Raw genomic sequence first — 24,687 nt, 5'->3', positions numbered from 1 at the left:
ATAACGGCGTCTGTCGAATAAGGAATTCGTGCCGTGTGCATCCTAGCGGTAACCGAAAGGAGGGGCTTACATGGACATACAACCTGGCGAAGCGCCGGAGGGTACGGAGGATTCGTTCGCAGCCGCCGACTTCTCGCCTGTTCCGGAAGGCGTAAGAGGCTTCGTCGATCTGATCGGCGACGAGAACATCGACGGTTGGAGAACGGGAGAGCCGAGCAGAGGCGACAATGACTGAGCCTGACTCCGTATCGCGCCGGTTCTGAGGGCGATTTTTACGTTAGCATGCAAAACGTCGCATAATGGCTCTTCCGACGGCGGCCGAGTTCGCCGCCAGCGACACCGTTCGTTTCGCTTCCGCATCCTCCAAAGCGATCGCCCGCAGCCCGAGATGGCCGACGCGATCGGCAACGAGCTTCGGGACGACCGTCAGGCCGGCGCCGGAAGCGACATAACCGAGCAGGAAATCGCCGAACCCGACTTCCATCCGGACGTTCGGCAATGCTTGCCGCTGCTCGAGCAGTCGGGTGACGCACGTCCGTATGCTGCACGCCGGCGGATGCAAGACGAGCGGCTCCCGGGCGAGCGCTTCCAAGCCGATCGCTTCGCGGGACGCAAACGGATGATGGAGCGGCACGACGGCGAATAGCGGCTCCGTAAAGAGCGACTTCGTCCATAAGGATTCGCCCGGGGAGAGGGCGTCGACGAGAGCTGCATCGAGAGAGCCTGACCGCACGAGCTCAATGAGCTCTTCGGAGGTCGGTTTGACGATAACGTCGGCAGCGACGCCTTTCCGTTCGAGGCTGACGATGAGCGGCGGCAAATAGTGGGCGGCGATGCTCGGCAGCGAGCCGAGCGCCGCACGCTTAAGCCCGCTTTGCGCCGCCAAATCGCTTTGCAGCGCGGCGAGATCGCGCAGGATGGGTCCGATGCGCTCGTACAGCAGCTTACCGGCTTCCGTCGGCTCGATGCCTGCCGCCGAGCGGCGGAGCAGCTCTACGCCGTAAAATTGCTCCAGCTTGCGAATCTGCTTGCTGAGCGCCGGGTGCGTCAAATTGAGCCGTTCGCTCGCTTTGGACAAGCTTTTGTTTTGCACGGCTTCGACAAATCCGTGAAAATAGTCCAGATGCATAGCCGTTCACCTCATCGTCGTCGTTTGCTGTCATTACTTCAACAATAGCAAAGAAGATACGCAGAGGCTACAACTTTTGGTTACAGCCCTGGTCCAACTGCGACATACCTTGCGCCTTCCGGCAGTGCTACGATTATGCTTGCAACAGAGCTAAGGGCATATGCCGGACAAGGAGTGGAGAAACATGAAGGCAAGCGTAATCGGTACAGGACGGATGGGTCAAGGACTTGTCAAAATTTTGCAAGGGCACGTGCCGAATTTGCGGTGGGGATCGCGCAGCAAGGAGAAGGCCGAAGGGCTCATCCGGGAAAACGGCTATACCGGCGTCGCGGCGGCCGACATCGGCGAAGCGCTGGACAGCGATATGATTATCCACAGTCTCTGGTTCCGCGACGTGCTGCCGTGGGCGGAAGCGCATCGGGACCGGCTGGCCGGCAAAATTTTGGTCGACATCGTCAATCCGTTCACCGAGGATTTCTCCGATTTCACGACAGAGTGGGGCGAGTCGGCCGCGGAGCTGCTGCAGGCGCATTTGCCGCAGACGAAAGTCGTCGGAGCGTTCAAGAACACGTTCTTCCGCGTGTTCGACAATCCGGTTCTGGACGGGTTGAAAAGCGACGTCTACGTCACTTCGGACGATGCGGCGGCGAAGGCGTCCGTGCTGGAGCTGCTGCGCGGCATCCCGTTCCGCGTGCTGGACGGCGGGGCGCTGAACAATAACCGCACTATCGAGCGGATGACGCTGTTCGAGCGCGAGCTGGCGATTCGCTACGGCTTTTACCCGAACGTTTCATTCCGTTTGTTCGGCTTGCGGGACGGAATATAAGTAGAATGCCCGGCTTCCCGTGCAAGTTATCCGCGCCGATGAGGCATACTACGGGAGAACTGAATCTACTTCATCCAAGGCGGAGGCGGAAGCGATGGGCAAAAAGACGTTGAAGCAGAAGCAGCAGGCGATGGCGGACGAAATGAAGCAGGCGCAAGGGGCCAAATACAGCAAGCTGACGCAGAACGAGGCGAAGTTCCACGTACCGAATCGCCCGTCCATCTGAAAGGAGGCTGTGCGCATGATCGACAGAACCGACCCGACACCGCACAACGATGTCGATTCGATGACCGGGGACGAGGTGGAGGTAGACGGCGTCTACGCCAACGAGGCCGGACGCGAAGTGACGCTGCGCCGCGGCGACAAGTTCCCGGCCGATTTGACGCTCGGGCGGACGACATGGACGCTGAAAGGCTTCTCGCTGAACGAAGCGACGATCGACCATATTCAGAAAGAAAATACGTGGCTGCGCGAGCAAGATCAAGGCGGGCGGTAACGATCGGCAAAAAAATGGCGCTGCACCCGGTTTTCCCGGGGGCAGCGCCATTTTGCAATGATGAGGGTTCCTAGAACACTTTCGTCGTCCACGATTCGCAGTTCCATACGTCCGTCGCTACGTCGCGGTAAAATTCCGGCTCGTGGCTGATGAGCAGCACGCTGCCCTTGTATGCCTTAAGGGCGCGCTTCAGCTCGTCTTTGGCGTCGACGTCCAGATGGTTCGTCGGCTCGTCGAGCACGAGCAGGTTCGTCTCCTTGCCCATCAGCTTGCACAGGCGCACCTTGGCGCGCTCGCCGCCGCTCAGCACGGACATTTTGCTCTCGATGTGCTTGGTGGTGAGGCCGCATTTGGCCAGAGCCGCCCGCACTTCAAATTGCGACAACGACGGGAACTCCTTCCACACGGCGTCGATGCACGTTTCGTCGGCGGTGTGTTTGGCTTCCTGCTCGAAGTAGCCGATGTACAAGTTGTCGCCGAGCTCCACAGTGCCGGAGAGCGGGGGGATTTCGCCGAGAATGCTGCGCAGGAGCGTCGTTTTGCCGATGCCGTTCGCGCCTGTCAGTGCCAGCTTCTGGCCGCGTTCCATCGCCAGGTCGAGCGGCCGCGACAGCGGTTCGTCGTAGCCGATCACGAGCCCGCGCGTCTCGAACAGCATCCGCCCCGATGTGCGCGCTTCCTTGAAGTGGAACTGCGGCTTCGGCTTCTCTTTCGCGAGCTCGATCACTTCCATGCTGTCGAGCTTTTTTTGCCGCGACATCGCCATGTTGCGTGTCGACACGCGCGCTTTGTTGCGGGCGACGAAGTCTTTCAGCTCGGCGATTTCCTGCTGCTGCCGTTTGTAGGCGGCTTCGAGCTGCTGCTTCTTGGCCTCGTGCTGCTGAATGAACGTCTCGTAGTCGCCGACGTACCGGTTGAGTTCCTGATTTTCCATATGATAGATCAAGTTCACGACGCTGTTCAGGAACGGGATGTCGTGAGAGACGAGAATGAACGCATTGTCGTATTCCTGCAAAAAACGCTTCAGCCATACGATGTGCTGCTCGTCCAAGTAGTTCGTCGGCTCGTCGAGCAGGAGAATGTCCGGCTTTTCCAGCAGCAGCTTGGCCAGCAGCACCTTCGTCCGCTGCCCGCCGCTCAAGTCGTGAACGTCGCGGTCCAGCCCGATCTCGTCGAGCCCGAGGCCGCGGGCGATTTCCTCCACCTTGGCATCGATGGCGTAAAAATCGTTGTTCGTGAGAATGTCCTGAATCGTCCCGACTTCCTCCAGCAGCTGCTCCAGCTCTTCCGGCGAAGCGAGCCCATCTGCTCGTACATGCCGTTCATTTCCGCCTCGAGATCGGTCAAATAGCGAAACGCGCCGCGCAGCGCGCCCTTGATCGTCATGCCCCGCTGCAGGACGGAATGCTGGTCGAGATAGCCGACCCGGACCTTTTTGGCCCATTCCACTTTGCCGGCGTCCGGCTCGAGCTGCCCGGTAATAATGTTCATGAATGTCGATTTGCCTTCGCCGTTCGCGCCGATCAGCCCGACGTGCTCGCCTTTCAACAGGCGGAACGACACCTCGTGAAAAATCGCCCTGTCGCCGAAGCCGTGGCTCAATTTCGTTACCGTCAAAATGCTCATCTATCGTTTCGACACCTTTTCTATGAAGTTAGCGTTATCGCTCAAGCGATGATAGCTATGTCGGCGTGCAGCCAACCTCCATTATAGTCCGGCGGCGGGACGAAGCACAACGGCAATGTTTGCGCAAGGCAAATGGCCCCAAGTGGGAAGGTGATGTGCACGCTCGGGGCTGTTTTTGGAGGGGTGTGGCGATGTCGCTTCAATTTCGCTCATCGACGGGGGTCAGGACCGCAGGTTCGCGAATTTTGCGGGGGGGGGGAGTAGCTGGAAAATCTCCCGTAAATTTAGCCCAGCCTTCCCTTTGATGGCCAATTAGCGGGAAAACCGGTAACTATTTTCTGTGATTTGGGTGGTTTTTGGGGGAAGACGGCGTTTTTACTGGAGGTTTTCCGGTTAATCTCCTTGTGGTGACCTTGTAATGTTCTCAATTAACGGTGCTTTTTCCGGGTAAACTTTATTGTAATGACTCTAGTAGGTGAAATTAACTTGCTCGCGGAATGTTGGCGGGAGATGTTTTGTCTTTAGGCGCTCGTTGGCCTCGTGGCATGCAAGGAAAGGCTGCACGTGTATGCGTGCGAGCTTTGCGAATTGGACCGGTAAAACGAACGGGATGTCGCTGGCTTTTGTAGCACAGCAAGCGTGCAAGGAAAGCTCCGCTTTTGCTGGATGCTTAGCCTCGCAGATATACTGGCAAACGCTTCATGTAGCAGCCGTGGGTAAGACCTGTTTATGAGCAAATGTGCAGGGGATTTTGCGGTACAGCGTCGATGTTCTCTAGAGTGTAGGGGCTATTGAGGTACAACGTCAATGTCTCTAGGGTGTAGGGGCTTTTGAGGTACAATGGCAATGTTCTCTAGAGTGTAGGGGCTATTGAGGTACAATGGCAATGTTATTTAGAGTGTAGGGGCTATTGCGGTACAGCGACAATGTTCTCTAATTTGCGAACTTGCAGGCGTTCTTATGGCGGTATTTGGTCAAAAATTATGGATAGAGACCTGATTGTCTAGTGCAGAGACGTTTGTTCTCTCTCCAAGGACTTTTCGTTCGCTAGCTTCCGATTCCTGCCAAATGGGCTATAATTAAGCACGAATGTGCTCTAAATAGCGAACTTTTTCTTAATAAGTTCAATTGGCTGAACCAACCTTTTCCGTAGCACCAGACGCCGGGGGAACAGTTATCGCGACTTATCCGTATGAGGACCATTGCAGCACCGGCGAGAATAGAGTTGCTCCTTCGCACTTTCTCCGCAAGACACTATCCCCGCAATACTCCCTCGCGATTGATTCCCACAATGGCAGTCCCAGCCATTGTGCCGCGACGCTGATCCGAGATGCACAAGGAGCAATTCTCGCGGCAGCCGGGCCAATGTCCATTGCCATTAATAGCAGCATCCCTATCGACGACTGCCATCCGCCGGAGGCAGCGCCCATTCCCGCGCGCACCTACCACTAAAGGCAGCACCCACGCCAGCGTGCACCATCCGCCAGAGGCAGCGCCCGTTCCAGCGTGCCCCTACCGCCAGAGGCAGCCTCCCCATCGGCGACTGCCATCCGCCAGAGGCAGCGCCAATTCCGGCGCGCACCTGCCCCTAGAGGCAGCATCCATACCGGTGTGTGTCTGCCCCTAGCGGCAGCATCCATCCCAGCTCAACGCCTACCGCTGAAGCGGCAGCCAATCCAGCACGCGCCGAATATTGACGTCCCAGTAGCCCCACTCGTGCTCTCCCGGCCCTTCTTCATAGGTGAGGTCTAGCCCCAGGCGGCGAGCGTGGTCGCGGAACCGGACGTTGTCGTTATACAGAAAATCTTCCGTCCCGCAGCATTGGAACAGCGCCGGTTTTACGCCGCCGTTCTGCGCGAGCCGCTGCGCCAATGCAAACAAGTCGTTGTCGCTGCCTTCGGCTTCGCTCGCCGTGCCGAAAAAACGCTCGCTTTCCGCCGGGTGCAGACCGTTCTGCTTATGGCCGTTAAGAGCGCCGGACAGACTCGCTGCCGCCGCGTACGCATCCGGCCGCCGCAGCGCAAGCTTGAACGCCCCGTAGCCGCCCATGGACAGGCCGGCCACGAACGTGTCCTCGCGCCGGTCCGACAGCGGGAAGAAGGAACGGGCCAGCGCCGGCAGCTCCTCGCTGACGAACGTCCAGTACGCAGCGCCGCCATCCTTCATGTCGCAGTAATAGCTTCGGTCTACCGCCGGCATGACGACAGCCAGCCCAAGCGGGGCGACGTACCGTTCGATCGACGTGCGCCGCAGCCAGATCGTATGGTCGTCGGACAAGCCGTGCAGCAAATACAACGTCGGATGTTTACCGTCCGCAGCTTTGCCTTCCATCCCGATCTGCCCTTTCGTCACTTGCGGCAAGATGACGGTCATCGCCGTCGACAGCTTGAGCGCTTCCGAAAAAAAACTTGCATTCGATCAGTGCCATAATCATCATTCGCTCCTTCCGATACTAGCTTGCAGCTTGATTATACCGGAACAGAACGGGACCGTGCACGAAAAAACGAAGCCGCAAACCCGATGCGGGTTTTGCGGCTTCGCAAAACAACATGTTACACTACACGGCGCCCAGTGACATAACGGTCTTTCCAATAGCCGGACGTCATCGACCCGATCCCGACGCCGCCTTTATTGGACGGACTGTTATGTATGAATTGTCCGTTACCGAGATAAATGCCGACGTGACCGATGCTGGTCGAACTGCCGACACGGAAAAAGACGAGGTCGCCGGGTTGTAAATTGGCGCGTTCCACAAACGTTCCGGCATCTTTCTGATAGCGGGTGCCCCAGCTAAGCGTTATGCCCTCTTGACCGAACACATATTTTGTGAAAGCGGAGCAATCCATGACGGATGGAGCTTCGTTCTTGCCGTACACGTACTTCACTTTGCCGATCAGCGCCTTCGCATCGGCGATTACTTTGTCGGCCTTAGTGCCGGATGGCGATGGGGCGGGCGACGGAGTCGGCGAAGGCTGCGGTGCAGGAGTCGGATCCGGCGTCGGTGCCTGCGACGGCTGCGATGAAGACGGTACATTGACGTAACCTGACGATACGTATCCGGTTTTGCCGTTTACTTGTACTTGGTACCACCAAGCGTTCACTTTGTTGAGCGCGGTAAACGTTGTGCCCGGCTTCAGCAGCTGGTAGACGGAACCGTTCGTCGATGGACTGGAGCGGAAGTTGACGGAACGCTCTACCGTTCCGGTCGCAGCGAAGGCCGATGCGGAGAAGGTAAGCGTCATGGCGGCTGCGGCAATAAAGGTGACGATGCGTTTTTTCATATTATCTCCTCCCAAGGACATTGTACCCTTGGGCGGAAGCCTATTTCAGCCCTCAAATGTTGGCAATTGGAAAATTCGGCAGCAGGTCCCGGCCGAGGAGCAATGATGCTGGCAAGCACGGCTGAAAGCTGCTATCATAAAATGCAAATCAGCGAGGTGACGATGGAAATGGCCAAAGCGAGACCGAAACATCCGGGCAAGCCCGGCGACGCGCCTGCGTCCGACAAGCCGGCCACGCTGCGCGATTTGCTCAGCCCCGAAACGGTGAAACAGCTGAAGGAGCAGGCAGACGCGATGCGCGCCGAAGAAGCGAAGCGCAAAGAGGAGCAGCGCGCGCAGGCGGAGGCGGCACGCAAAGCGGAACAGAAGCGGCTCGACAACGATTTCGAGCATTTGCTCAAGTCCAGCGGCTTGGACTGGCGGAAGTTTAAATAACGCTTTTCAAAAAGGCGGCTGGTGCGTCATGATGCACCAGCCGCCTTTTTGAAGAGACCACTCGTCTAACAAGCCGCAATCACGCACACGGTCTGCCCTATGCTCGGGCGACGCAGACGGCCTTCATCCTTCAACCGATACAACTGCCTTCCCCGACTCATGTTCATCCGCACCCGCACCCGACGTTACATCCGCCTCCGACGTCTTCAGCAACTTATCCGGAAATGCCGCCCCCAATTTCTCCGCCTCGCCTGCCGCTAATAACCCCGACACCTCACCTGCAGCTGACAATTCCGGCTCTTCACCCGCCGCTAACGCATCCGGTGCCTCATCCGCAATCCGAAACTTGCTGATCTCGGTGAACAGCCGCTGCGCCGACGTGCGAATTTGCTCCGATTGGCCGGCGATGCTGCGTACGGACGCGTCCTGCTCGGCCACCGCGGCGTCTACTTCTTCTACGCTTGCAGCAGTTTGCACGGCGATGGCGGCGACTTGCCGAACGGTTGCGACTAACGTCGCGTTGTTTGCTTTGGCCAGTTCAATTTTATCGTGAACGTGTCCGATATGCGCGTTTACTTGTTCCATCGACGCCGATATCTCCTCGAACGAGACGGAAGTTTCGTCAGCCTGCACGCTTTGCGCCGCCGCCGCTTCCAGCGCCGTGCGCATCGCGGTATGCAGCCCTTGCAATTGCTGCTGCAAGCTCGCGATAATGCGCCCGATCGACTTCGATGCCCCGTTCGTCTGCTCGGCAAGCAGCCGTACTTCCTCCGCGATGACGGAGAAGCCGCGCCCGTTCGCTCCGGCCCGGGCCGCCTCGATCGCCGCGTTCAAAGCAAGAACGTGGGTTTGCGCCGAAATGTCGGTAATCGCCCGGCTGATGGCGCCAATGTCGGCGGAGCTTGCGACGAGCGATTCCAGCTCTGTCGAAGCCCGCCCGACCACGTGCTGCGCTTCCCGCGCCGCCGTCTGCAGCGCCTGCACCGCATCCGTGCCGCGCTTCGTGCGGTGCGACGCCTCGCGGCTCGAGCGCTGCATGCGGCCGGCGTATTCCGCGATCTCCGCAAACTCCCCGTCCAGCTCCGCGATAATGGAAAAGCTTTGCTCTGCCTGAGCTGCCTGCTGCCCGGCGCCATGCGATATTTCGCCGATCGCTTGCACGATGTCGCCGTTCGCCGCAGCCGTCGTTTGCGTCAGCCGATACAGCGAGTCGGAATGGGCGGAGAGCGAAGAGGCGACAGCTTGCGTGTGGGACAACATCGTCCGCACCTGGTCGATCATCCGGTCGAAGCTGTCGCTGAGTAGTCCAAGCTCGTCCCGCTCGCGCGCCTCGATTTTGTGCCGCAAATCGCCTGCGGCGATGCGGCTGACCGCCTGCTGCAAGCGCCGGATCGGCCCCATAAACGAGCGGTTCAGCTGAGCCGCGACAACGAGCGTCACCACGAGCACGATGCAGGCGGCGGCGACCATCATCGCCGAGCTGCGGCCAAGCAAATCGTATGTATGCCGCGTAGCATCGTTCGCTTGCAGCGAATATACGTTATAAAATTGATCCACGATGCCGAAAATTTCCCCCATCAACTTCTGCGACTCGCCGTACAAGTACACCATGTTGTTGTCGAGATCGGCCTGCTTCAAATTTCCTTCCCGGATAAGGCGCGCCGCGGTATCGAAGTTGGCGATATAGTCGTTCGAAGCGGAGATGAGCTTGCTTCGCCAGAGGCGTTGATCGTCGGTGGTTGCCGTATCTCCGATAGCTTTCACCATATCGCTGAACTGTTTGCGCTTCTCGTTGTACTTGTCGATGTATTCCGGCTTTTTGGATATTTCCAGACCGGCGGCGATGATGTTCATCTCTTGTACGAGCTCTTTGAGCTCCAGCGCGGTAAGCTTCAGACCGACCTTGCCGTCGGCCGCGGCGATTTGCCGCTTGATTTGATTCATCTGATTCAGGTTCACGGCCGCGGCGCCGACAAAGATAGCAAGCACGATCGCAAAGCTGGCCAGCAGCCGCATTCTCATCGTTACCCGGTTGCGCAATGACGCGACGTTCATGACAACATCCCCACCAATTTTTTCTTCCACTATAAAGAAGATGTGTTAACGGAGAGCGGCTCCAATGTAAATCCGGTGTAAATTGTTGTCGAATGACGCCGCGCGCCCGTTCGCCAAAATTTTTACGTTGCCTTTACAAAGCGTTTGTACCGATTTTACAATTCGCTGTTACGATAGCTGAGGAGTGATAAACAATAAGGAGGACATGCTGAACATGAAGTCCACGACAAAGAAAGTATTAAGCTTGGCAGTAGCAGCGATAATGACGGTGGGGGTACTGTCCGCTTGCGGCAAAACAGACGATAAGAACGCCACGAATGCAGGTGGAGCCGCGCCGCAGCAGCCTGCGCAAACAGCTCCGGCTTCCCAGAATAACGAAATCACAGGAACGGTAACAGCTTCCGGTTCGACAGCGCTGCTGCCTATGGTGAAGGCGGCGGGCGAGCAATTCATGGCCAAAAACCCGAAAGCAACGATCAACGTTTCCGGCGGCGGTTCCGGCACAGGCGTGAAAAACGTAGCCGACGGCACGTCCGACATCGGCAACTCCGACGTCGAGGCAGCAGCCGAGTTCAAAGACAAGGGTCTCGTAGCCACTGTCGTATGTATCGCGCCGTTCGCCATCGTCGTCAACAAAGACGTCAACGTCGACGATCTGAAAACGCAGCAAGTAGCCGACATTTATGCCGGCAAAATCAAGAACTGGAAAGAAGTCGGCGGCAAAGACCAGCCGATTACGCTGATCCACCGTCCGGACTCCTCGGGCTCGCGTAAGCTGGTGCAGCAGCTCGTCATGGGCGGCGCGGAATTTTCCAAAGACGGCGTAACGCAAGATTCGTCCGGCGCCGTGAAGACGGCAGTAGGCCAAACGCCTGGCGCGATCGGCTACATTGATACGCCTTACCTCGACGCTTCCTTGAAGGCGGTCAAAATCGACGGCGTCGCATACGGCAAAGACACGATCAAGAACGGCACTTACAAGCTGTTCGGCCAAGAGCGCATGTACACGAAGGGCGAGCCGAAAGGCGCAGCGAAAGCTTTCATCGATTTCATCATGAGCGACGATTTCCAAAACAACCAGATCGAGAAGCTTGGCTTCCTGCCGGCCAGCCTGTTGAAAAAATAATCCTCAATACATCGTCCGAAAACGGAGCGGCCGTCTTATGACGCCGGTCCGTTTTTTTGTGCCTTGACGGATGAAAGTTTTAACACTGCGTTTACAAACGATTTACGTAACCTTTACATTCATCACGTACCATGAGGGAGTAGCTTTTTCATACCGGAACGGTTCCGGTTAAGGGAGGAAAATCCGCGGTGAACAGTTATGTAGACAAGCTGGACGAAAAATCGGCCAGCGGGCGCGCAGCATGGAAACCGTCCCGGTGGATGAACATGCAGAACAAAGCCGACGCCACAATGCGCTATGTGTTTATTATAAGCGCGGCGCTCGTGGCCGCCGTTATTTTTTCGATTATCGTATTCGTCGGCATGCAGGGCGTCAAAACGTTCGCCGGCGTTTCGCCTTGGGAATTTTTCTTCTCGACCGACTGGACTCCGTCCGCGGGCAAGTTCGGAGCGTTTCCGTTCTTGTTCAGCACGGTCGTCCTGACGCTGCTCTCTGTCGTTTTTGCACTGCCGCTGGCGCTCGCAGGTGCCATCTTTACGGCGAAAATCGCGCCGAACTGGATGCGGGAAATTTTGCGTCCGGCTACCGACCTGTTCGTCGGCATTCCGTCTGTCGTATACGGCCTTATCGGGCTGACGGTGATCGTGCCGTTCATCGGCAAAGTCGTCAAAGGAACCGGGTACGGCATTTTGCCGGCTGCGATCATTTTGGCGATCATGATTATGCCGACGATTCTTTCGATTTCCGAAGACGCCATCCGCTCGCTGCCGGGCCGGCTCGAGGAAGCGTCTCTGGCGCTTGGAGCGACCCGCTGGCAGACGATCTGGAAAGTGCTGCTTCCGGCCGCCCGCCCCGGCATTTTGACGGCTGTCATCCTCGGCATGGGCCGCGCGATGGGCGAAACGATGGCCGTGTTTATGGTCATCGGCAACTCGCCGCAAATGCCGAAGTCGCTCATCAGCTCGACAACGGTGCTGACGACGGCGATCGTCAAAGATATGGGCAACACGAACTACGGCTCCACTTGGAATAACGCGCTGTTCCTGATGGCGCTCTTACTGCTCGTCATCTCGCTGCTGCTCATTCTTATCATTCGCGTCGTCGCAAGGAGGTCGGAGCTGAAATGACCAGCAAACAGATCGATCGCATTGCTACGGCCGTGTTATGGCTGGCCGGCATTCTTATTATTGCCCTGCTCGGCTGGTTTTTGATACGCATTCTCGGCGACGGCTTGCCGCAACTGAGCTGGAAGTTCATCACTTCGAAGCCGCAAGAAATTAGCGCCGGCGGCGGCGTCGGACCGCAGCTGTTCAACTCGTTCTACATTTTGTTCCTGTCGCTGCTGCTGTCGCTGCCAATCGGGATGGGGGCGGGTATTTATCTCGCCGTCTACGCCAAGAAAAACGGCTTCACCGACTTGATCCGCATCTCGGTCGAGGCGCTCTCTTCCGTCCCTTCGATCGTATTCGGATTGTTCGGATACTTGCTGTTTGCCAATTTGTTCGGCTGGAAATTTTCCATACTCGGCGGCGCGTGCACGCTTGCTCTGCTGAACTTGCCCGTGCTCGTCCGCGTGACGGAAGAAGGCATCCGCGCCGTTCCGGCCTCGTATTGGGAAGCGAGTCTGGCCCTTGGCTCGACGAAATGGCAGGCGATCCGCAAAGTGCTTGTGCCTGCGGCGCTGCCGACGATCATTACCGGCATCACGCTGACAAGCGGCCGCGCCCTTGGCGAATCGGCGATTCTCATTTATACCGCCGGTCTGTCCGTGTCCCGCATGTTCCCGGATTTCAATCCTATGAAAATCGGCGAGACGCTGTCGGTGCATCTGTGGTACGTCCAGTCCGAGGCGCTCGTTCCCGACGCCAAGCAGATTGCCCAAGGCAGCGCGGCGCTGCTCCTGATCGTGGTCCTCGTCTTCAACCTGCTGATCGGCATACCGAGCCGCATACTGCAAAAACGTTTAACCGGGGGGAAATGACCGATGACCGAGAGGCATAAAATTAACGTGAGCAAACTAAATTTGTTTTATGGCGACAATCACGCTCTGCACGATATCGAGATGACGATCGAAAGCAATACGATTGCCGCCTTGATCGGCCCTTCCGGCTGCGGCAAGTCGACATTTCTGCGGACGCTGAACCGGATGAACGATCTGATCGACGGCGTTCGCATTACCGGCAGCGTCGCCGTGGACGGGCAAAACGTTTACGGTCCGGAAACGGACATCGTCTCGCTGCGCAAGCGCGTCGGCATGGTGTTCCAGCGCCCGAATCCGTTCCCGATGAGCATATACGACAACATCGCCTACGGTCCCCGCATTCACGGCACGAAGAAGAAAGCCGTGCTCGACGAGATCGTCGAACGCAGCTTGCGGCAGGCGGCGCTGTGGGACGAAGTGAAGGATAGGCTGAACAAGTCGGCGCTCGGCCTGTCCGGCGGCCAGCAGCAGCGGCTGTGCATCGCCCGGCTGCTCGCGGTCGAGCCCGACGTGCTGCTTATGGACGAGCCCACGTCGGCGCTCGACCCGATTTCGACGCTCAAGGTCGAAGAGCTGACGCAGACGCTGAAGGAGCGCTACACGATCATTATCGTCACTCACAACATGCAGCAGGCAGCCCGCATATCCGATGTGACCTCCTTTTTCCTGAACGGATATTTGGTCGAAACCGACAAAACCGACAAAATCTTTACGAACCCGAACGATCAACGGACCGAAGATTACATTACGGGCCGGTTCGGCTAATAAACGCAGAAAAGGAGATAAGCCATTATGGATACCCGCTCGGGATTTCATCACTCTTTGGACGGATTGCGGAGCGAGCTGCTTGCCATGGGCCGGAATGTCGAGCAGCTCATTCACGAAGCCGTCGAATCGCTCGCCCGCGCCGACGAGAAGCTGGCGAAGGCCGTCATCGACAGCGACGACGAGGTTGACGGGGCGATGAGCCGCATCGACGAGCTGTGCTTGCGCCTCATTGCGCTGCAGCAGCCGATGGCCAGCGATCTCCGCGTGATCGGCACCGCGCTGAAAATCGCAACGGATCTGGAGCGCATCGCCGACCATGCCGTCGACATCGCCAAAATTACGATCCGCTTAAACGGGGAAGAGCTGGTAAAGCCGCTCGAGATCATCCCGCAAATGGCCGAGCAAGCTAAAGACATGCTGCGCGAAAGTCTGCTCTCGTACACGGAGCGCAACGTGCACCGCGCCGCGGCGCTCGCCGACAAGGACGATGGCGTCGACAAAATGTACAGCACCGTCATGACGGAAATCATCGGCCTGATGGGTACCGATATCGCGAAAAACCGCCAGCTGACCCATTTGATGCTCGTCGCCAGCCACCTGGAGCGGGTCGGCGACCATACGACGAACATCGGCGAAGCGGTCATCTACATGGTGACCGGCAAGCGGAAAGACTTGAACGTATAAATCGCGCCAAACATGCTTCGGACCCGCGCTGGGCGGGCCCCGAAGCATTTTCACATTTTTACATCGGATTTACATAGCGTTAATATGGCTCTTTATGTCGCATGGTACAATTTGACTACTAATTCCAAGTAGCGAACAGGATGATCGATATGGCATTAGGACAGAGACTGCCGGAGCCGGGCACCCCGGAAAGCGAAGCGTTGCTTGCCGAATTGCAAGCGATACTGCAGCAGCAATCGATTTATTCCGTTTATCAGCCCATCGTATCTTTGGAGACCGGTGCCGTATTCGGCTATGAAGCGTTGACGCGGGGGCCGCAGGGGAGTGCGCTGCAGCGGCCCGATTTGCTGTTCGGCTTCGCCGAAAACTGCGGACATTTGTACACACTCGACAGGCTGGCCCGGGAAAGGGCGATCGCCGGCGCCCGACTCGCTTCGAGGCAGCAGCTGCTTTTTATCAATATTTCGTCGGCGATCATCTACGATCCGCACTTTGTGCCGGGGCAAACGATGGAGCTGCTGCAACGGTACGGGCTCGAGCCGCACAACGTCGTGTTCGAGATTACGGAGCGCAGCTCGATCGAAGATTTTAGGGTAGCGAAAAAAATATTGGAGCATTACCGCAAGCAGGGATACCGGATCGCCATAGACGACGCCGGAGCCGGTTATTCCTCGCTGCAGGCGATTGCCGAGCTGCACCCCGATTTCATTAAAGTGGACAAGTCGCTGATCGAGAACATCCATCAGGATAAAATCAAGGAATGCATTCTGGAGACGTTCGTGACGTTCGCCCAAAAAATGAATATCAGCCTGATCGCCGAAGGCATCGAGCGGCTGGACGAGCTGACCAAGCTCATCCGCATGGGCGTGCAGTATGCGCAAGGGTACTTGCTGGCAATGCCGTCGAGGGAGCCGGCCGAACTTCCGGCGGAGCTGGCGGAACATATTGCGCAGCACCGCAAGGCGGCTGCGGCGAACGGGTATTGGACCATCGGAGATTTGGCGACGCCGATTCGGACGTTCGACGCCAAGACGCTTATCTCGGAGGTGGCGTCTTACTTCAAGGAGAAGCCCGACGCCCAGGCGGCAGTCATCGTTACGGACGGGCGGCCCGTCGGGCTTATGATGCGCGAGCGTCTGTTTCAGCAGCTGGCGGGACAATACGGCTTTTCCTTGTTTTGGCACAGAACGATCGACCATATTATGGACCGGGAGCCGCTCATTGTGGACGCGGCTTTGTCGGTCGAGCGGGCATCGCAGCTCGCTACGTCGCGCAGCATACATAATTTGTACGATCTGGTCATCGTCTCGCGGGAAGGGCGAATGGCGGGCGTCGCTTCGATTCGCGCCATTTTGGAGACGATAACGAACATTCGCATGGAAACGGCGCGGGTCGCCAACCCGCTTACGGGACTGCCCGGCAATCAGCAAATTAACCGCGAACTGAGCAAGCGCCTGCTTGAGGGGAAAACGTTCAGCGTCATCTATATCGATCTCGACTATTTCAAATGGTTTAACGACCGGTTCGGCTTTCATAAAGGCGACCAGCTCATTCAATTTACGGCGGACGTCGTGCAGCAGTCGATAGCGATGTGCGGTACCCCGTACGACTTCGTCGGGCATGTCGGCGGCGACGATTTTATCGTCATGGCCGCCGGCGCCGACGCGGTTCCGTTGTGCGCCGAAATCATTCGCCGCTTCGAGCTGGGAGTGCCGATGTTTTACGACGGCGAGGAGTTTCACTACGTGGAAGACCGGCATGGCAACCGCATCGAAAACGGCGGAGTGACGCTGTCGCTTGCGCATCTCGCCTGCGCCGGCGGCGCGTCGGTGACGCAGGAGCACATCTCGCAGGCGTCCGCCGCGTTGAAGAAAAAAGCGAAGGCGCTGCGCGGCAGCGTGTACGTCACGTCCCGGGTCGGCGCCGGCATTTCTTCTTACGCCTGACCGGACGGCGTGCGGCGCCTGGCTGGAGACGCCGCTACAAAATCGTCAGCAGCTGCTGAAAATTGCGGATAATGACGACGGTTTGCAGTCCGAGCTTGCGCTGGGATATTTTTTTTACCCCGGCGGGGTGAATCCATACCGCATCCAGCCCGCTGTCCGTTGCCCCGACAATGTCCTGCTTCCAGGAGTTGCCGATCATCACTCCTTCCTGCGGCCGTATGCCGAGCTTGTGCATGGCGAGCTGGAACATGTCGGGATGGGGCTTGCGCGGGCCGTCGCGCTCGGAGCTGAACAGCCTCTCCTTGGGAATGAAGCGTTCGAGGCCGAGCCGCGTCAAGTTCGCCTCCAGCCGGTCGCGCCGGCCGTTGCTAATAATCGCCAGGCGATAGTTCGCGGACAGCGAGGCAAGCGTATCGAGCACTTGCGGAAACAGGGTGACATAGCCTTCCTCGGCTTGCTCGACCTGCTGAAAAAAGGAGCGGGCAAACGACTCGCTCACTTTGATCGGATAAGACTCAAGCGCTTTCCGCAAACAGACGAAACGCAGCTCGTCGGAAGATTGCGCGTCCCGCGACTGCCCTTTGCGACGGCGGCTCCATTCCGCCTTGTAGGCAAGCCAGCGCTTCTTCCGGGGCGGCCGGCGCCGCGCCCTCCGCGTCCCATCTGGCGGTATAGTTCCCCAGCACCTCGACGAAACCCGCGTGAAAACATTGCCGCCGGTCGACAAGCGTGTTGTTCATGTCGAAGAAGAGCGCCTTTTTGCGACCCGTTCTGAACCAGGAGCCCACGTGCGTACCTCCCTCCGAGTCGGTTTTCTTATTGGTTTGCTCACATCCGGCGTTCACGCCTCACTTATGAATATGATGTCATTTGTGGTATGATGATGAGAGTATCGCATGGGCGAGGTGTACGGATGGAAAAATTGGTAGTTGTAGACGGTAACAGTATTATTTATCGCGCTTTTTTCGCGCTGCCGCCGCTGACGAACTCGGCCGGGCTGCATACGAATGCGGTGTACGGCTTCACGACGATGCTGCTGCGGCTCATTGAAGAAGAGAAGCCGACGCATATGCTCGTCGCGTTCGACGCCGGCAAAGCGACGTTCCGGCACGAGGGCTATGCGGAGTACAAGGGCGGCCGGGAAAAGACGCCGCCGGAGCTCTCCGAGCAGTTTCCGCTGCTCAAAGATTTGCTGCGCGCATTCGGCATTCCGCAATACGAGAAGAGCGGCTACGAGGCTGACGACATTATCGGCACGCTGACGCGCATCGCCGACGAGAAAGGCATGCGCGTTACGGTCGTGTCCGGAGATAAAGACATGCTGCAGCTTGCCTCCGAGCATGTGACCGTAGCGCTTACGCGCAAAGGCATCAGCGAGGTGGAGCGGTACGACCCGGCGCATTTGCACGAAGTGTACGGGCTGAAGCCGCACCAGATCATCGATTTGAAAGGGCTCATGGGCGATGCGTCCGACAACATTCCGGGCATTCCCGGCGTGGGAGAGAAGACGGCGCTTAAGCTGCTGCACGAATACGGCAGCGTGGAAGAAGTGCTCTCTCAGGCGGACGGCATCAAGGGCAAGATGGGCGAAAAAATCCGCGAGCACGCCGAGGACGCGCGCATGAGCAAAAAGCTGGCGACCATTTTCCGCGAAGTGCCGGAGGTTCCGGAATGGGACGGGCTTGCTTACGGCGGTTACGACGGCCCGTCGCTGCAGGCGGCGCTGCGCAAGCTGGAATTCAAGTCGCTGCTGGAGAAAATGGACTTCTCCGGCGGAGCCGATGGCGACGGCGAAGAGGGCGCCGCACCGGCGCAGGAGTCGTTCGATGTCGCAGTCGTTGATGATGCAAAGCTCGGCGAGCTGATCGAAGCGCTTCCCGCCGTCGATGCTATGCATATTGAGGCAGTCGGCGAAAATCCGCATCATGCCGATGTGCTTGGCGTTGCTCTGTATGTGCCGGAGTCCGGACGCGGCTACTACGTCCCTTACGATGTGCTGGCCAGCGAGGCTGCCGCGCCGCTGCGCGACTGGCTCGCCGACGCCGAGACGCCGAAACGGATGTACGACCTGCACAAAGCCGAAGTCGCGCTCGCCTGGCGCGGCTTGCCTTTGCGCGGCGTCCGGTTCGACGTGCTGCTCGCCGCTTATTTGCTGGACCCGACAGAATCGGCGCTCGCGTTGGACGGGCTCGTCCGGAAGTACGGCTTGCCGCAGGTCGCGTCCGACGAGGACGTATTCGGCAAAGGGGCCAAGTTCGCCGTTCCGGAGCTGGCGAGGCTGGCCGATCATTTGTGCCGCAAAGCGCAGGCCGTGTCGCTGCTGACGCCGCTCATGGAGCGCGACCTCGAGGAAGGCGGCATGCACCGCCTCTATTACGATCTCGAGCATCCGCTCGCCAGCGTACTTTCCACGATGGAGCTGACCGGCATCCGGACGGACGGGGACGACCTCCGCACGTACGGAGAGCAGCTCGCGGCGAGGCTGACGGACATCATGCAGAGCATTTACGAGCATGCCGGAATGGAATTCAACATCAATTCCCCGAAGCAGCTCGGCGAGGTGCTGTTCGACAAGCTTGGTTTGCCTGTTTGGAAAAAAACGAAAACCGGGCCTTCGACGGACGCCGAGGTGCTGGAGAAGCTGGCGCCGTACCATGAGATCGTAAAGGAAATTTTGCTGTACCGGCAGCTGGCGAAGCTGCAGTCGACCTACGTGGAAGGGTTGCTGAAAGAAATCAACCCGAAAACCGGCAAAGTGCATACGTATTACCGGCAGACGATCGCCGCTACGGGACGGCTCAGCTCACAGTTCCCGAATTTGCAAAACATTCCGATCCGGCTTGAGGAAGGCCGCAAAATCCGGCAAGTGTTCAAGCCGTCGGAGCCCGGCTGGTACATTTTTACCGCCGACTATTCGCAGATCGAGCTGCGCGTGCTGGCGCACATATCGGGAGACGAGCGGCTGAGGGAAGCGTTCCTGAACGATATGGACATTCATACGAAAACGGCCATGGACGTGTTCGGCGTCTCCGCCAATCAGGTGGACGCGAACATGCGCCGCCAGGCGAAAGCGGTCAATTTCGGCATCGTGTACGGCATATCCGATTACGGCTTGTCGCAAAACCTGGACATAACCCGCAAAGAAGCTGCGAATTTTATAGAGCAGTATTTCTCTGTGTTCCAAGGTGTGCGCAAATATATGGACGACATCGTGCAGACGGCGCGCAAAGACGGCTTTGTGACGACTTTGCTGCAGCGCCGCCGCTATCTTCCCGAAATTTCGGCATCCAATTTCAACTTGCGTTCGTTCGCGGAACGGACGGCGATGAACACGCCGATCCAAGGTACGGCGGCCGACATTATCAAGCTGGCGATGGTGCAGATGGCGGAAAGGCTGAAGGCCGAAGGCCTGCAGAGCCGCATGCTGCTGCAAGTGCACGACGAACTCGTGTTTGAAGTGCCGCCGGACGAGCTGGAGACGATGAAACGGATCGTCCCGGAAGTGATGGAAGGAGCCATCCAGCTTGACGTGCCGTTGAAGGTGGAAGCCGACTACGGCACGAACTGGTACGAAGCGAAATAAGGAATCGAAAATCATTTCCGGGGAAATGAGGTGGCGGCGAATGCCGGAATTGCCGGAGGTAGAAACGGTTCGCCGCACGCTGCATCGCCTCGTCGTCGGGAAAACGATCGCGCACGTCGACGTTCGCCTGGCGCGAATCGTGCAGCACCCGGCGGATACGCAGCAATTTGCTTTTTTGCTGCAAGGGCAGACGATACGGGACATGCAGCGGCGCGGCAAATTTCTCCGTTTTGTGATGGATGACGTTGTGCTCGTTTCCCATTTGCGGATGGAAGGCCGCTACGGGGTTTATGACGCGGGCGCACCGCTTGAGCCGCATACGCACGTCGTGTTCGGCTTCACGGACGGCACCGAGCTGCGGTACAAAGATGTGCGTCAGTTCGGCACGATGCATGTATTTCCGCTAGGCGAAGATTTGCGGCGCGCGCCGCTGGCGGGGCTCGGTCTCGAGCCGCTCGAGGAATCGTTCACGTTCGATGCGTTTCGCGCCGCGCTGAAGGGCAAGACCGGCAAAATTAAACCTGTCCTGCTCAACCAGGCATATATTGTCGGCATCGGCAATATTTATGTGGATGAGTCCCTGTTTCTCGCGGGCATTCATCCGGAGAGGACCGCCGCGTCGTTGACGCGGCAAGAGCTGGGGCGGCTGCACGAGGCGATCGTGCGCACGCTTCAGGCGTCCGTCGACGTCGGCGGTTCTTCGATCAAGTCGTATGTGAACGGTCAGGGCGAAATCGGGCTGTTCCAGCATCAGCTGCAAATTTACGGACGGGAAGGCGAGCCTTGCCGCGTATGCGGACGAACGATCGAGAAGTCCGTCGTAGGCGGGCGAGGCACGCATACATGCCCGGGCTGCCAGCCGCTGCGCAAGCGGATAAGCCGCAGGCGGCCTAAGCCGGACGTGTGAATGCAGCTTAGCTTCGGCAACATGTAGGCACCTATCCTCTTCAAGCGCCATATCCTATGAAGGAATCGTGCGATTGGAGGGGTTGGCATGCTGCCGATAGCATCGCTGTTCATACTCGCGTTCGCCGTCTCGCTCGACGGCTTTGGCGTCGGCGTCATGTACGGCTTGCGCCGCATCCGCATTCCGCTCGGCCCGCTAGCCATTATCTCGCTCTGGTCAGGCGCCGTCATTTTTGCTTCGATGCTCATCGGGACGTGGATGGCCGTATTTTTGTCGCCGCTGGCGGCGAAACGGATCGGCGCTTTCATTTTGATCGTCATCGGCATGTGGGCTTTAGTTCAAATGATCAGGCAGCGAAGCGAAGAGCAGGAGCCGGAGTGGGCGCGGCCGAACGAGGCTGACCGGGCGGGCGAGGATGCCGCTCCGGGCGAACGAAGCATTTTTACTTGGGAAATTTGCCGGTTCGGGCTCGTCATCCAAATTTTGCGCACTCCGACTGCAGCCGACGTCGACAAGTCCGGTAACATATCCGTCTCGGAAGCGATGCTGCTCGGGCTTGCGCTGTCGCTCGATTCGTTCGGCGCGCATCGGAGCCGCGTTGATCGGCTTCCCGCCGGTTGCGACTTCGATCGTCATCGCCGTCGCCAGCGGCACGTTTATCGCCGCCGGCTGCCCATCGGGCTGCGGCTACGCCGAGATGGATTGGATGCGGAAGCTGTCGTTCTTGCCTGGATGCGTGCTCATCTTGATGGGCATTATGAAACTGTTTGCGTAAGTGGGCGATACTATGCAACGTATGGGAGCTGTCCCGTTATGAACATCGGACTGACAGGCGGCATCGCCTGCGGCAAAAGCACCGTCGCAACCATGCTGGAGCAGCGCGGCGCGATCGTGATCGACGCCGACCAAATTGCCCGGGAAGTGGTGCTTCCCGGGATGCCGGCGTTGGGCCGCATCGCAGAGCGATTCGGCCCTGCGGTGCTCGCTCCGGACGGAACGCTCGACCGAAAGCGGCTGGGCGCCATCGTGTTCAGCGATGAGGCGGCCCGGCGCGATTTGGAGGCGATCCTGCATCCGCCGATTCGCGCTTTAATGCGGGAGCGCAAGGAGCATTTCGAGCTTGCTTCGCCGGACAAGCTGGTCGTGCTGGACATTCCGCTGCTGTACGAAAGCAAGCTGGAGCCGATGGTCAGCCGTGTCATGGTCGTGTACTGTCCCCGCAAAGTGCAGCTGGAGCGTCTCGTGCAGCGGGACAAGCTGACTGCGGAACAGGCGGAAGCGCGGCTGGCCGCCCAGCTCCCGATCGAAGATAAGCGCCGCATGGCTGACATTGTCATTGACAACTCGGGCACCTTGGAGCATACGCAAAGGCAGGTGGATACATTCTGGTCAAGCTTGCCCCTTACATGACGCTGCTCCGCAAAAAGCGGGTATTCGCTTTGCTGCTGATCGTGTTCGTGGCGCTGCTCTTTGCGAACAGCTCGTTTCTTGCCAAAAAGTTGTATCCGATCCGCTTCGAGCAGGAAATTCGCGACAGCGCGGCGAATTACGACGTAGATCCGTTTTTGATTGCCGCCATTATTCGCGTCGAGAGCAACTACCAAGTCGGCTTGCAATCGAAAAAAGGCGCTATCGGCGTCATGCAAATTATGCCGGATACGGCCGAATGGATCGTCGACGCCCAAGGCCATCCGAAGCATACGCTGGAAGAGCTTCACCTCGTTGATGTCAATATTAATCTCGGCTCGTGGTATATCGGTTGGCTGTTAAAGCAGTATAAAGGCAATCAGCTGTATGCCGTAGCCGCTTACAACGCTGGGCAAGGAAATGTAAACAAGTGGAAACAAAACCAAGTGTGGGATGGGACGATGGAGCGGATCGAACGGATTCCGTTCGGCGAAACCCGGCACTATGTCCAGCGCGTTATGTATTATTGGAAAAAGTATCACAAGCTGTACGGCGATGAATGGGGTGTATCCGAAGGATAGTCGCTGCGAAAACGGCTCTTCTCTAGGATAATCGGCTTACGCCGTCCATTTGGACGCGCGCGTTTACCGGCGTTAAGCTGGCAGCGAGACGCCCTTGCACGTTGCTCGCCGTTATTCCTCCAGCTTAACGCTAGTAGCGAAATCAGCTTAAGTATAGGCGCAGCTTATACTTACTGATGTAGGAACGGAAAAGAAGCATAGGCAGCGCTCTATGGCGAGCGGCTCCCTATGCTTCCCCTTTAATTCATGAAGACGATGCTCTCGCCGTTAGCGGGATTGACCTGCCAGGGATTGCTCGGCGATTTGCACCAAGCGACGAGTGATATGACCTCCGATGGCACCAGTATCGCGAGTAGCCATGTAACCGTAGTAACCGTCTTGCGGCACTTGGATACCAAGCTCTTGCGCTACCTCGTATTTCAGTTGGTCCAACGCTGCGTTGGCTTGGGGCACAACCAGTTGGTTGCTGCTACGAGATTGTCCTGCACCCATGTCTGTTCACCTCCTTGTCGTTGGTAATCCTATTATGTCTCGACATGCGAAAGGGCATGACAAGCAACATATGGGAAAAGGGACCGCTTCGAGACTTCGTCAAAGCTTGTCCCATAGCACAGTTGGAAAGGGGGCTTGTCTCATGAAATGCCCGTTTTGCGAACATGTCGGCACCAAAGTGCTGGATTCCAGGGCTGCCAATGAAAATAAATCGATACGCCGCCGCCGCGAATGCGAAAGCTGCGGGCGACGTTTTACGACGTTCGAGGTCGTCGAAGAAACGCCTCTGATCGTCATCAAAAAAGACGGCAGCCGCGAGGAATTCAGCAGGGAAAAAGTGCTGCGCGGCCTTATTCGCGCCTGCGAGAAGCGCCCAGTATCGATGGAGCGCCTGGAGTCGATCGTCTCCGAAGTGGAGCTGCAGCTTCGCAACACCGCCCACACGGAAGTCGACAGCCGGGAAATCGGCGAATTGCTGATGGAGCAGCTGTATCCGGTCGACGAAGTGGCGTATATTCGTTTCGCTTCGGTGTATCGCCAGTTCAAAGACATCAGCATGTTTCTGAAAGAGCTGAATCAGCTGCTCGGCAAGCATGAATTGGAGCAAATTCGGAAACCTTATGAATGACCGGGCGCCAGGAACCGGAACGATTGCATGACGAGTGGAGCCTGCGCGACCATCGCTTTGAGCAGGCGAATTTGCCTTCCGAAGCGGCGGTAATCGTAGTCTAGCTTATCGGGCCTTAAAAATGCTTCCGGCAGCTCCTCCGCCAGCACATAAGCATAAGAGCGCCCATCCCGTTCGCCCAGCCAGACGAGCGGCGATTCCTTATGCGCTGCACGCCATTCCTTTTCGGAAATAGGCTCGATTACGACGGTCATGATCGGATCGTATATGCGTCCCCGATAGCGAAAGCGGAACGAGACGGTCGTTTCGGCTTCATGCCGGCTTCTTAACCGGTCCACGACCGTGTAGGGTTCCCACCAACGGGGGAAAGTGATTTCAAACGCATACGGCACATTACGGTAACGAATCGGCGTCGTTAACAGCGGTTTGCTTGGCATCTCGGTTCACCCGCCTTCATCGCGTTTATTACATCGTATGCAATGCCGGCGAGCAAAGGAGCTTGGCTCGCCGGCCGAACCGGGCCCAGATTGGTAATTCACGGAATTCGCCAAAACGGTGTTGCATAGTCGCTTGGCTTCGTGTATAATTCAAAAAGTCGGCGCTATTAAAGAGCTGCCGACGCATCGAATACGGGGCCATAGCTCAGCTGGGAGAGCGCTTGCATGGCATGCAAGAGGTCAGGGGTTCGATCCCCCTTGGCTCCATATAAAAGCACCTCATGACATGATCATGACGT

23 protein-coding genes, 1 tRNA gene and 3 pseudogenes are annotated in these 24,687 nt (G+C 57.8%); 18 read left to right on the top strand and 9 right to left on the bottom strand.

Going from position 1 to position 24,687, the window contains the following annotated elements:
* Positions 1-70 precede the first annotated feature (70 nt).
* Positions 71-235 carry a hypothetical protein gene (locus SD70_RS35800; protein ID WP_156157897.1) on the top strand — a complete coding sequence of 55 codons (165 nt, stop codon included), beginning with the start codon at positions 71-73 and terminating at the stop codon, positions 233-235.
* Between the two features lie 42 nt (positions 236-277).
* Here the strand turns inward: SD70_RS35800 and SD70_RS05580 are convergent, their stop codons facing one another.
* On the bottom strand, positions 278-1,129 hold the full coding sequence (locus SD70_RS05580) for a LysR family transcriptional regulator (RefSeq protein ID WP_041046434.1): 852 nt from the start codon (positions 1,127-1,129) through the stop codon (positions 278-280).
* Between the two features lie 184 nt (positions 1,130-1,313).
* Here SD70_RS05580 and SD70_RS05575 point away from each other — a divergent pair, with 184 nt between their 5' ends.
* The 3 genes from SD70_RS05575 (at position 1,314) to SD70_RS05570 (ending at position 2,451) form a co-directional block, all read left to right on the top strand.
* Positions 1,314-1,955, top strand: coding sequence for an NADPH-dependent F420 reductase (locus SD70_RS05575; protein WP_041046432.1), 642 nt, complete (start codon positions 1,314-1,316; stop codon positions 1,953-1,955).
* A gap of 94 nt (positions 1,956-2,049) precedes the next feature.
* A complete protein-coding gene (locus SD70_RS39150; protein ID WP_269432424.1) occupies positions 2,050-2,181 on the top strand; it encodes a hypothetical protein in 132 nt (43 codons plus the stop codon).
* A 15-nt stretch (positions 2,182-2,196) separates the two neighbouring features.
* Complete coding sequence (locus SD70_RS05570; RefSeq protein WP_052487086.1) at positions 2,197-2,451, top strand: hypothetical protein; 255 nt, start codon at positions 2,197-2,199, stop codon at positions 2,449-2,451.
* 70 nt (positions 2,452-2,521) lie between these two features.
* Here SD70_RS05570 and SD70_RS05565 read toward each other — a convergent pair.
* From SD70_RS05565 to SD70_RS32885, 3 genes and pseudogenes are all read right to left on the bottom strand, one after another.
* Positions 2,522-4,077 (bottom strand): annotated as a pseudogene (locus SD70_RS05565) (ABC-F family ATP-binding cassette domain-containing protein).
* 1,653 nt (positions 4,078-5,730) lie between these two features.
* Positions 5,731-6,505 (bottom strand): annotated as a pseudogene (locus SD70_RS05560) (alpha/beta hydrolase).
* A gap of 124 nt (positions 6,506-6,629) precedes the next feature.
* The gene (locus tag SD70_RS32885; protein WP_052487084.1) at positions 6,630-7,358 is read right to left on the bottom strand and encodes a C40 family peptidase; all 729 of its coding nucleotides are present in this window, start codon (positions 7,356-7,358) and stop codon (positions 6,630-6,632) included.
* A gap of 102 nt (positions 7,359-7,460) precedes the next feature.
* On the opposite strand from SD70_RS32885, the gene SD70_RS05550 reads away from it, so the two are divergent.
* Positions 7,461-7,793: a YqkE family protein gene (locus SD70_RS05550; protein WP_331436728.1), complete on the top strand. Its 333-nt coding sequence runs from the start codon at positions 7,461-7,463 to the stop codon at positions 7,791-7,793.
* Between the two features lie 123 nt (positions 7,794-7,916).
* On the opposite strand, the gene SD70_RS05545 is transcribed toward SD70_RS05550, so the two are convergent.
* Complete coding sequence (locus SD70_RS05545) at positions 7,917-9,848, bottom strand: methyl-accepting chemotaxis protein (RefSeq protein ID WP_052487083.1); 1,932 nt, start codon at positions 9,846-9,848, stop codon at positions 7,917-7,919.
* 214 nt (positions 9,849-10,062) lie between these two features.
* Between SD70_RS05545 and SD70_RS05540 the strand changes: the two genes are divergently transcribed.
* From SD70_RS05540 to SD70_RS05515, 6 genes are all read left to right on the top strand, one after another.
* Positions 10,063-10,974: a phosphate ABC transporter substrate-binding protein gene (locus tag SD70_RS05540; protein ID WP_052487105.1), complete on the top strand. Its 912-nt coding sequence runs from the start codon at positions 10,063-10,065 to the stop codon at positions 10,972-10,974.
* Between the two features lie 188 nt (positions 10,975-11,162).
* Positions 11,163-12,101 (top strand): phosphate ABC transporter permease subunit PstC, encoded by a 939-nt coding sequence (gene pstC / locus SD70_RS05535; protein ID WP_041046426.1) that lies wholly within the window; start codon positions 11,163-11,165, stop codon positions 12,099-12,101.
* Positions 12,098-12,955: a phosphate ABC transporter permease PstA gene (gene pstA / locus SD70_RS05530; protein ID WP_041046424.1), complete on the top strand. Its 858-nt coding sequence runs from the start codon at positions 12,098-12,100 to the stop codon at positions 12,953-12,955. The genes pstC and pstA overlap by 4 nt, the downstream gene beginning before the upstream one ends.
* Before the next feature lie 3 nt (positions 12,956-12,958).
* Positions 12,959-13,720 (top strand): phosphate ABC transporter ATP-binding protein PstB, encoded by a 762-nt coding sequence (gene pstB, locus SD70_RS05525; RefSeq protein ID WP_041046422.1) that lies wholly within the window; start codon positions 12,959-12,961, stop codon positions 13,718-13,720.
* A gap of 27 nt (positions 13,721-13,747) precedes the next feature.
* Positions 13,748-14,407: a phosphate signaling complex protein PhoU gene (gene phoU / locus SD70_RS05520; RefSeq protein WP_041046420.1), complete on the top strand. Its 660-nt coding sequence runs from the start codon at positions 13,748-13,750 to the stop codon at positions 14,405-14,407.
* A gap of 149 nt (positions 14,408-14,556) precedes the next feature.
* The gene (locus SD70_RS05515) at positions 14,557-16,353 is read left to right on the top strand and encodes a bifunctional diguanylate cyclase/phosphodiesterase (RefSeq protein WP_052487082.1); all 1,797 of its coding nucleotides are present in this window, start codon (positions 14,557-14,559) and stop codon (positions 16,351-16,353) included.
* A gap of 34 nt (positions 16,354-16,387) precedes the next feature.
* Here SD70_RS05515 and SD70_RS05510 read toward each other — a convergent pair whose 3' ends face one another.
* The gene (locus SD70_RS05510) at positions 16,388-16,885 is read right to left on the bottom strand and encodes an HAD family hydrolase (protein ID WP_331436727.1); all 498 of its coding nucleotides are present in this window, start codon (positions 16,883-16,885) and stop codon (positions 16,388-16,390) included.
* Positions 16,869-17,141 (bottom strand): hypothetical protein, encoded by a 273-nt coding sequence (locus SD70_RS39695; protein ID WP_331436726.1) that lies wholly within the window; start codon positions 17,139-17,141, stop codon positions 16,869-16,871. The genes SD70_RS05510 and SD70_RS39695 overlap by 17 nt, the downstream gene beginning before the upstream one ends.
* A gap of 125 nt (positions 17,142-17,266) precedes the next feature.
* On the opposite strand from SD70_RS39695, the gene polA reads away from it, so the two are divergent.
* The 5 genes and pseudogenes from polA to SD70_RS05490 all read left to right on the top strand — a co-directional run bounded on the left by polA (position 17,267) and on the right by SD70_RS05490 (position 22,831).
* On the top strand, positions 17,267-19,936 hold the full coding sequence (gene polA / locus SD70_RS05505; RefSeq protein ID WP_041046418.1) for a DNA polymerase I: 2,670 nt from the start codon (positions 17,267-17,269) through the stop codon (positions 19,934-19,936).
* Positions 19,937-19,976: 40 nt separating this feature from the next.
* Positions 19,977-20,843, top strand: a complete 867-nt coding sequence (gene mutM, locus SD70_RS05500) for a DNA-formamidopyrimidine glycosylase (protein WP_041046416.1) — start codon at positions 19,977-19,979, stop codon at positions 20,841-20,843.
* Positions 20,844-20,930: 87 nt separating this feature from the next.
* Positions 20,931-21,368, top strand: a pseudogene (locus SD70_RS39690) (manganese efflux pump); the annotation flags it as partial.
* A 288-nt stretch (positions 21,369-21,656) separates the two neighbouring features.
* Positions 21,657-22,253: a dephospho-CoA kinase gene (gene coaE / locus SD70_RS05495; protein ID WP_041046594.1), complete on the top strand. Its 597-nt coding sequence runs from the start codon at positions 21,657-21,659 to the stop codon at positions 22,251-22,253.
* Complete coding sequence (locus SD70_RS05490; protein WP_041046414.1) at positions 22,250-22,831, top strand: lytic transglycosylase domain-containing protein; 582 nt, start codon at positions 22,250-22,252, stop codon at positions 22,829-22,831. The genes coaE and SD70_RS05490 overlap by 4 nt, the downstream gene beginning before the upstream one ends.
* 267 nt (positions 22,832-23,098) lie before the next feature.
* Here the strand turns inward: SD70_RS05490 and SD70_RS05485 are convergent, their stop codons facing one another.
* Entirely contained in the window at positions 23,099-23,323 is a 225-nt protein-coding gene (locus SD70_RS05485; RefSeq protein WP_041046412.1) for an alpha/beta-type small acid-soluble spore protein, read from the bottom strand.
* Between the two features lie 142 nt (positions 23,324-23,465).
* Between SD70_RS05485 and nrdR the strand changes: the two genes are divergently transcribed.
* Positions 23,466-23,951 carry a transcriptional regulator NrdR gene (gene nrdR / locus SD70_RS05480; protein ID WP_041046410.1) on the top strand — a complete coding sequence of 162 codons (486 nt, stop codon included), beginning with the start codon at positions 23,466-23,468 and terminating at the stop codon, positions 23,949-23,951.
* Here the strand turns inward: nrdR and SD70_RS05475 are convergent.
* A complete protein-coding gene (locus SD70_RS05475; protein WP_052487081.1) occupies positions 23,942-24,388 on the bottom strand; it encodes a hypothetical protein in 447 nt (148 codons plus the stop codon). The genes nrdR and SD70_RS05475 overlap by 10 nt on opposite strands.
* Before the next feature lie 194 nt (positions 24,389-24,582).
* Here SD70_RS05475 and SD70_RS05470 point away from each other — a divergent pair.
* Positions 24,583-24,655: transfer RNA gene (locus SD70_RS05470), tRNA-Ala, on the top strand.
* Positions 24,656-24,687: the final 32 nt, after the last annotated feature.

This window comes from Gordoniibacillus kamchatkensis (assembly GCF_000829455.1).
In the GTDB taxonomy this organism is placed as follows: Bacteria; Bacillota; Bacilli; order Paenibacillales; family NBRC-103111; genus Gordoniibacillus; species Gordoniibacillus kamchatkensis.
This window is presented reverse-complemented; position numbering and strand designations above follow the sequence as displayed.

What these genes read in the sequence shown, in the direction of transcription:
- SD70_RS35800 (WP_156157897.1), top strand. Translation starts at nt 71, where the DNA reads ATGGACATACAACCTGGCGAAGCGCCGGAGGGTACGGAGGATTCGTTC.
- SD70_RS05580 (WP_041046434.1), bottom strand. Translation starts at nt 1,129, where the DNA reads ATGCATCTGGACTATTTTCACGGATTTGTCGAAGCCGTGCAAAACAAA.
- SD70_RS05575 (WP_041046432.1), top strand. Translation starts at nt 1,314, where the DNA reads ATGAAGGCAAGCGTAATCGGTACAGGACGGATGGGTCAAGGACTTGTC.
- SD70_RS39150 (WP_269432424.1), top strand. Translation starts at nt 2,050, where the DNA reads ATGGGCAAAAAGACGTTGAAGCAGAAGCAGCAGGCGATGGCGGACGAA.
- SD70_RS05570 (WP_052487086.1), top strand. Translation starts at nt 2,197, where the DNA reads ATGATCGACAGAACCGACCCGACACCGCACAACGATGTCGATTCGATG.
- SD70_RS32885 (WP_052487084.1), bottom strand. Translation starts at nt 7,358, where the DNA reads ATGAAAAAACGCATCGTCACCTTTATTGCCGCAGCCGCCATGACGCTT.
- SD70_RS05550 (WP_331436728.1), top strand. Translation starts at nt 7,461, where the DNA reads ATGATGCTGGCAAGCACGGCTGAAAGCTGCTATCATAAAATGCAAATC.
- SD70_RS05545 (WP_052487083.1), bottom strand. Translation starts at nt 9,848, where the DNA reads ATGAACGTCGCGTCATTGCGCAACCGGGTAACGATGAGAATGCGGCTG.
- SD70_RS05540 (WP_052487105.1), top strand. Translation starts at nt 10,063, where the DNA reads ATGAAGTCCACGACAAAGAAAGTATTAAGCTTGGCAGTAGCAGCGATA.
- pstA (WP_041046424.1), top strand. Translation starts at nt 12,098, where the DNA reads ATGACCAGCAAACAGATCGATCGCATTGCTACGGCCGTGTTATGGCTG.
- pstB (WP_041046422.1), top strand. Translation starts at nt 12,959, where the DNA reads ATGACCGAGAGGCATAAAATTAACGTGAGCAAACTAAATTTGTTTTAT.
- phoU (WP_041046420.1), top strand. Translation starts at nt 13,748, where the DNA reads ATGGATACCCGCTCGGGATTTCATCACTCTTTGGACGGATTGCGGAGC.
- SD70_RS05515 (WP_052487082.1), top strand. Translation starts at nt 14,557, where the DNA reads ATGGCATTAGGACAGAGACTGCCGGAGCCGGGCACCCCGGAAAGCGAA.
- polA (WP_041046418.1), top strand. Translation starts at nt 17,267, where the DNA reads ATGGAAAAATTGGTAGTTGTAGACGGTAACAGTATTATTTATCGCGCT.
- mutM (WP_041046416.1), top strand. Translation starts at nt 19,977, where the DNA reads ATGCCGGAATTGCCGGAGGTAGAAACGGTTCGCCGCACGCTGCATCGC.
- coaE (WP_041046594.1), top strand. Translation starts at nt 21,657, where the DNA reads ATGAACATCGGACTGACAGGCGGCATCGCCTGCGGCAAAAGCACCGTC.
- SD70_RS05490 (WP_041046414.1), top strand. Translation starts at nt 22,250, where the DNA reads ATGACGCTGCTCCGCAAAAAGCGGGTATTCGCTTTGCTGCTGATCGTG.
- SD70_RS05485 (WP_041046412.1), bottom strand. Translation starts at nt 23,323, where the DNA reads ATGGGTGCAGGACAATCTCGTAGCAGCAACCAACTGGTTGTGCCCCAA.
- nrdR (WP_041046410.1), top strand. Translation starts at nt 23,466, where the DNA reads ATGAAATGCCCGTTTTGCGAACATGTCGGCACCAAAGTGCTGGATTCC.
- SD70_RS05475 (WP_052487081.1), bottom strand. Translation starts at nt 24,388, where the DNA reads ATGCCAAGCAAACCGCTGTTAACGACGCCGATTCGTTACCGTAATGTG.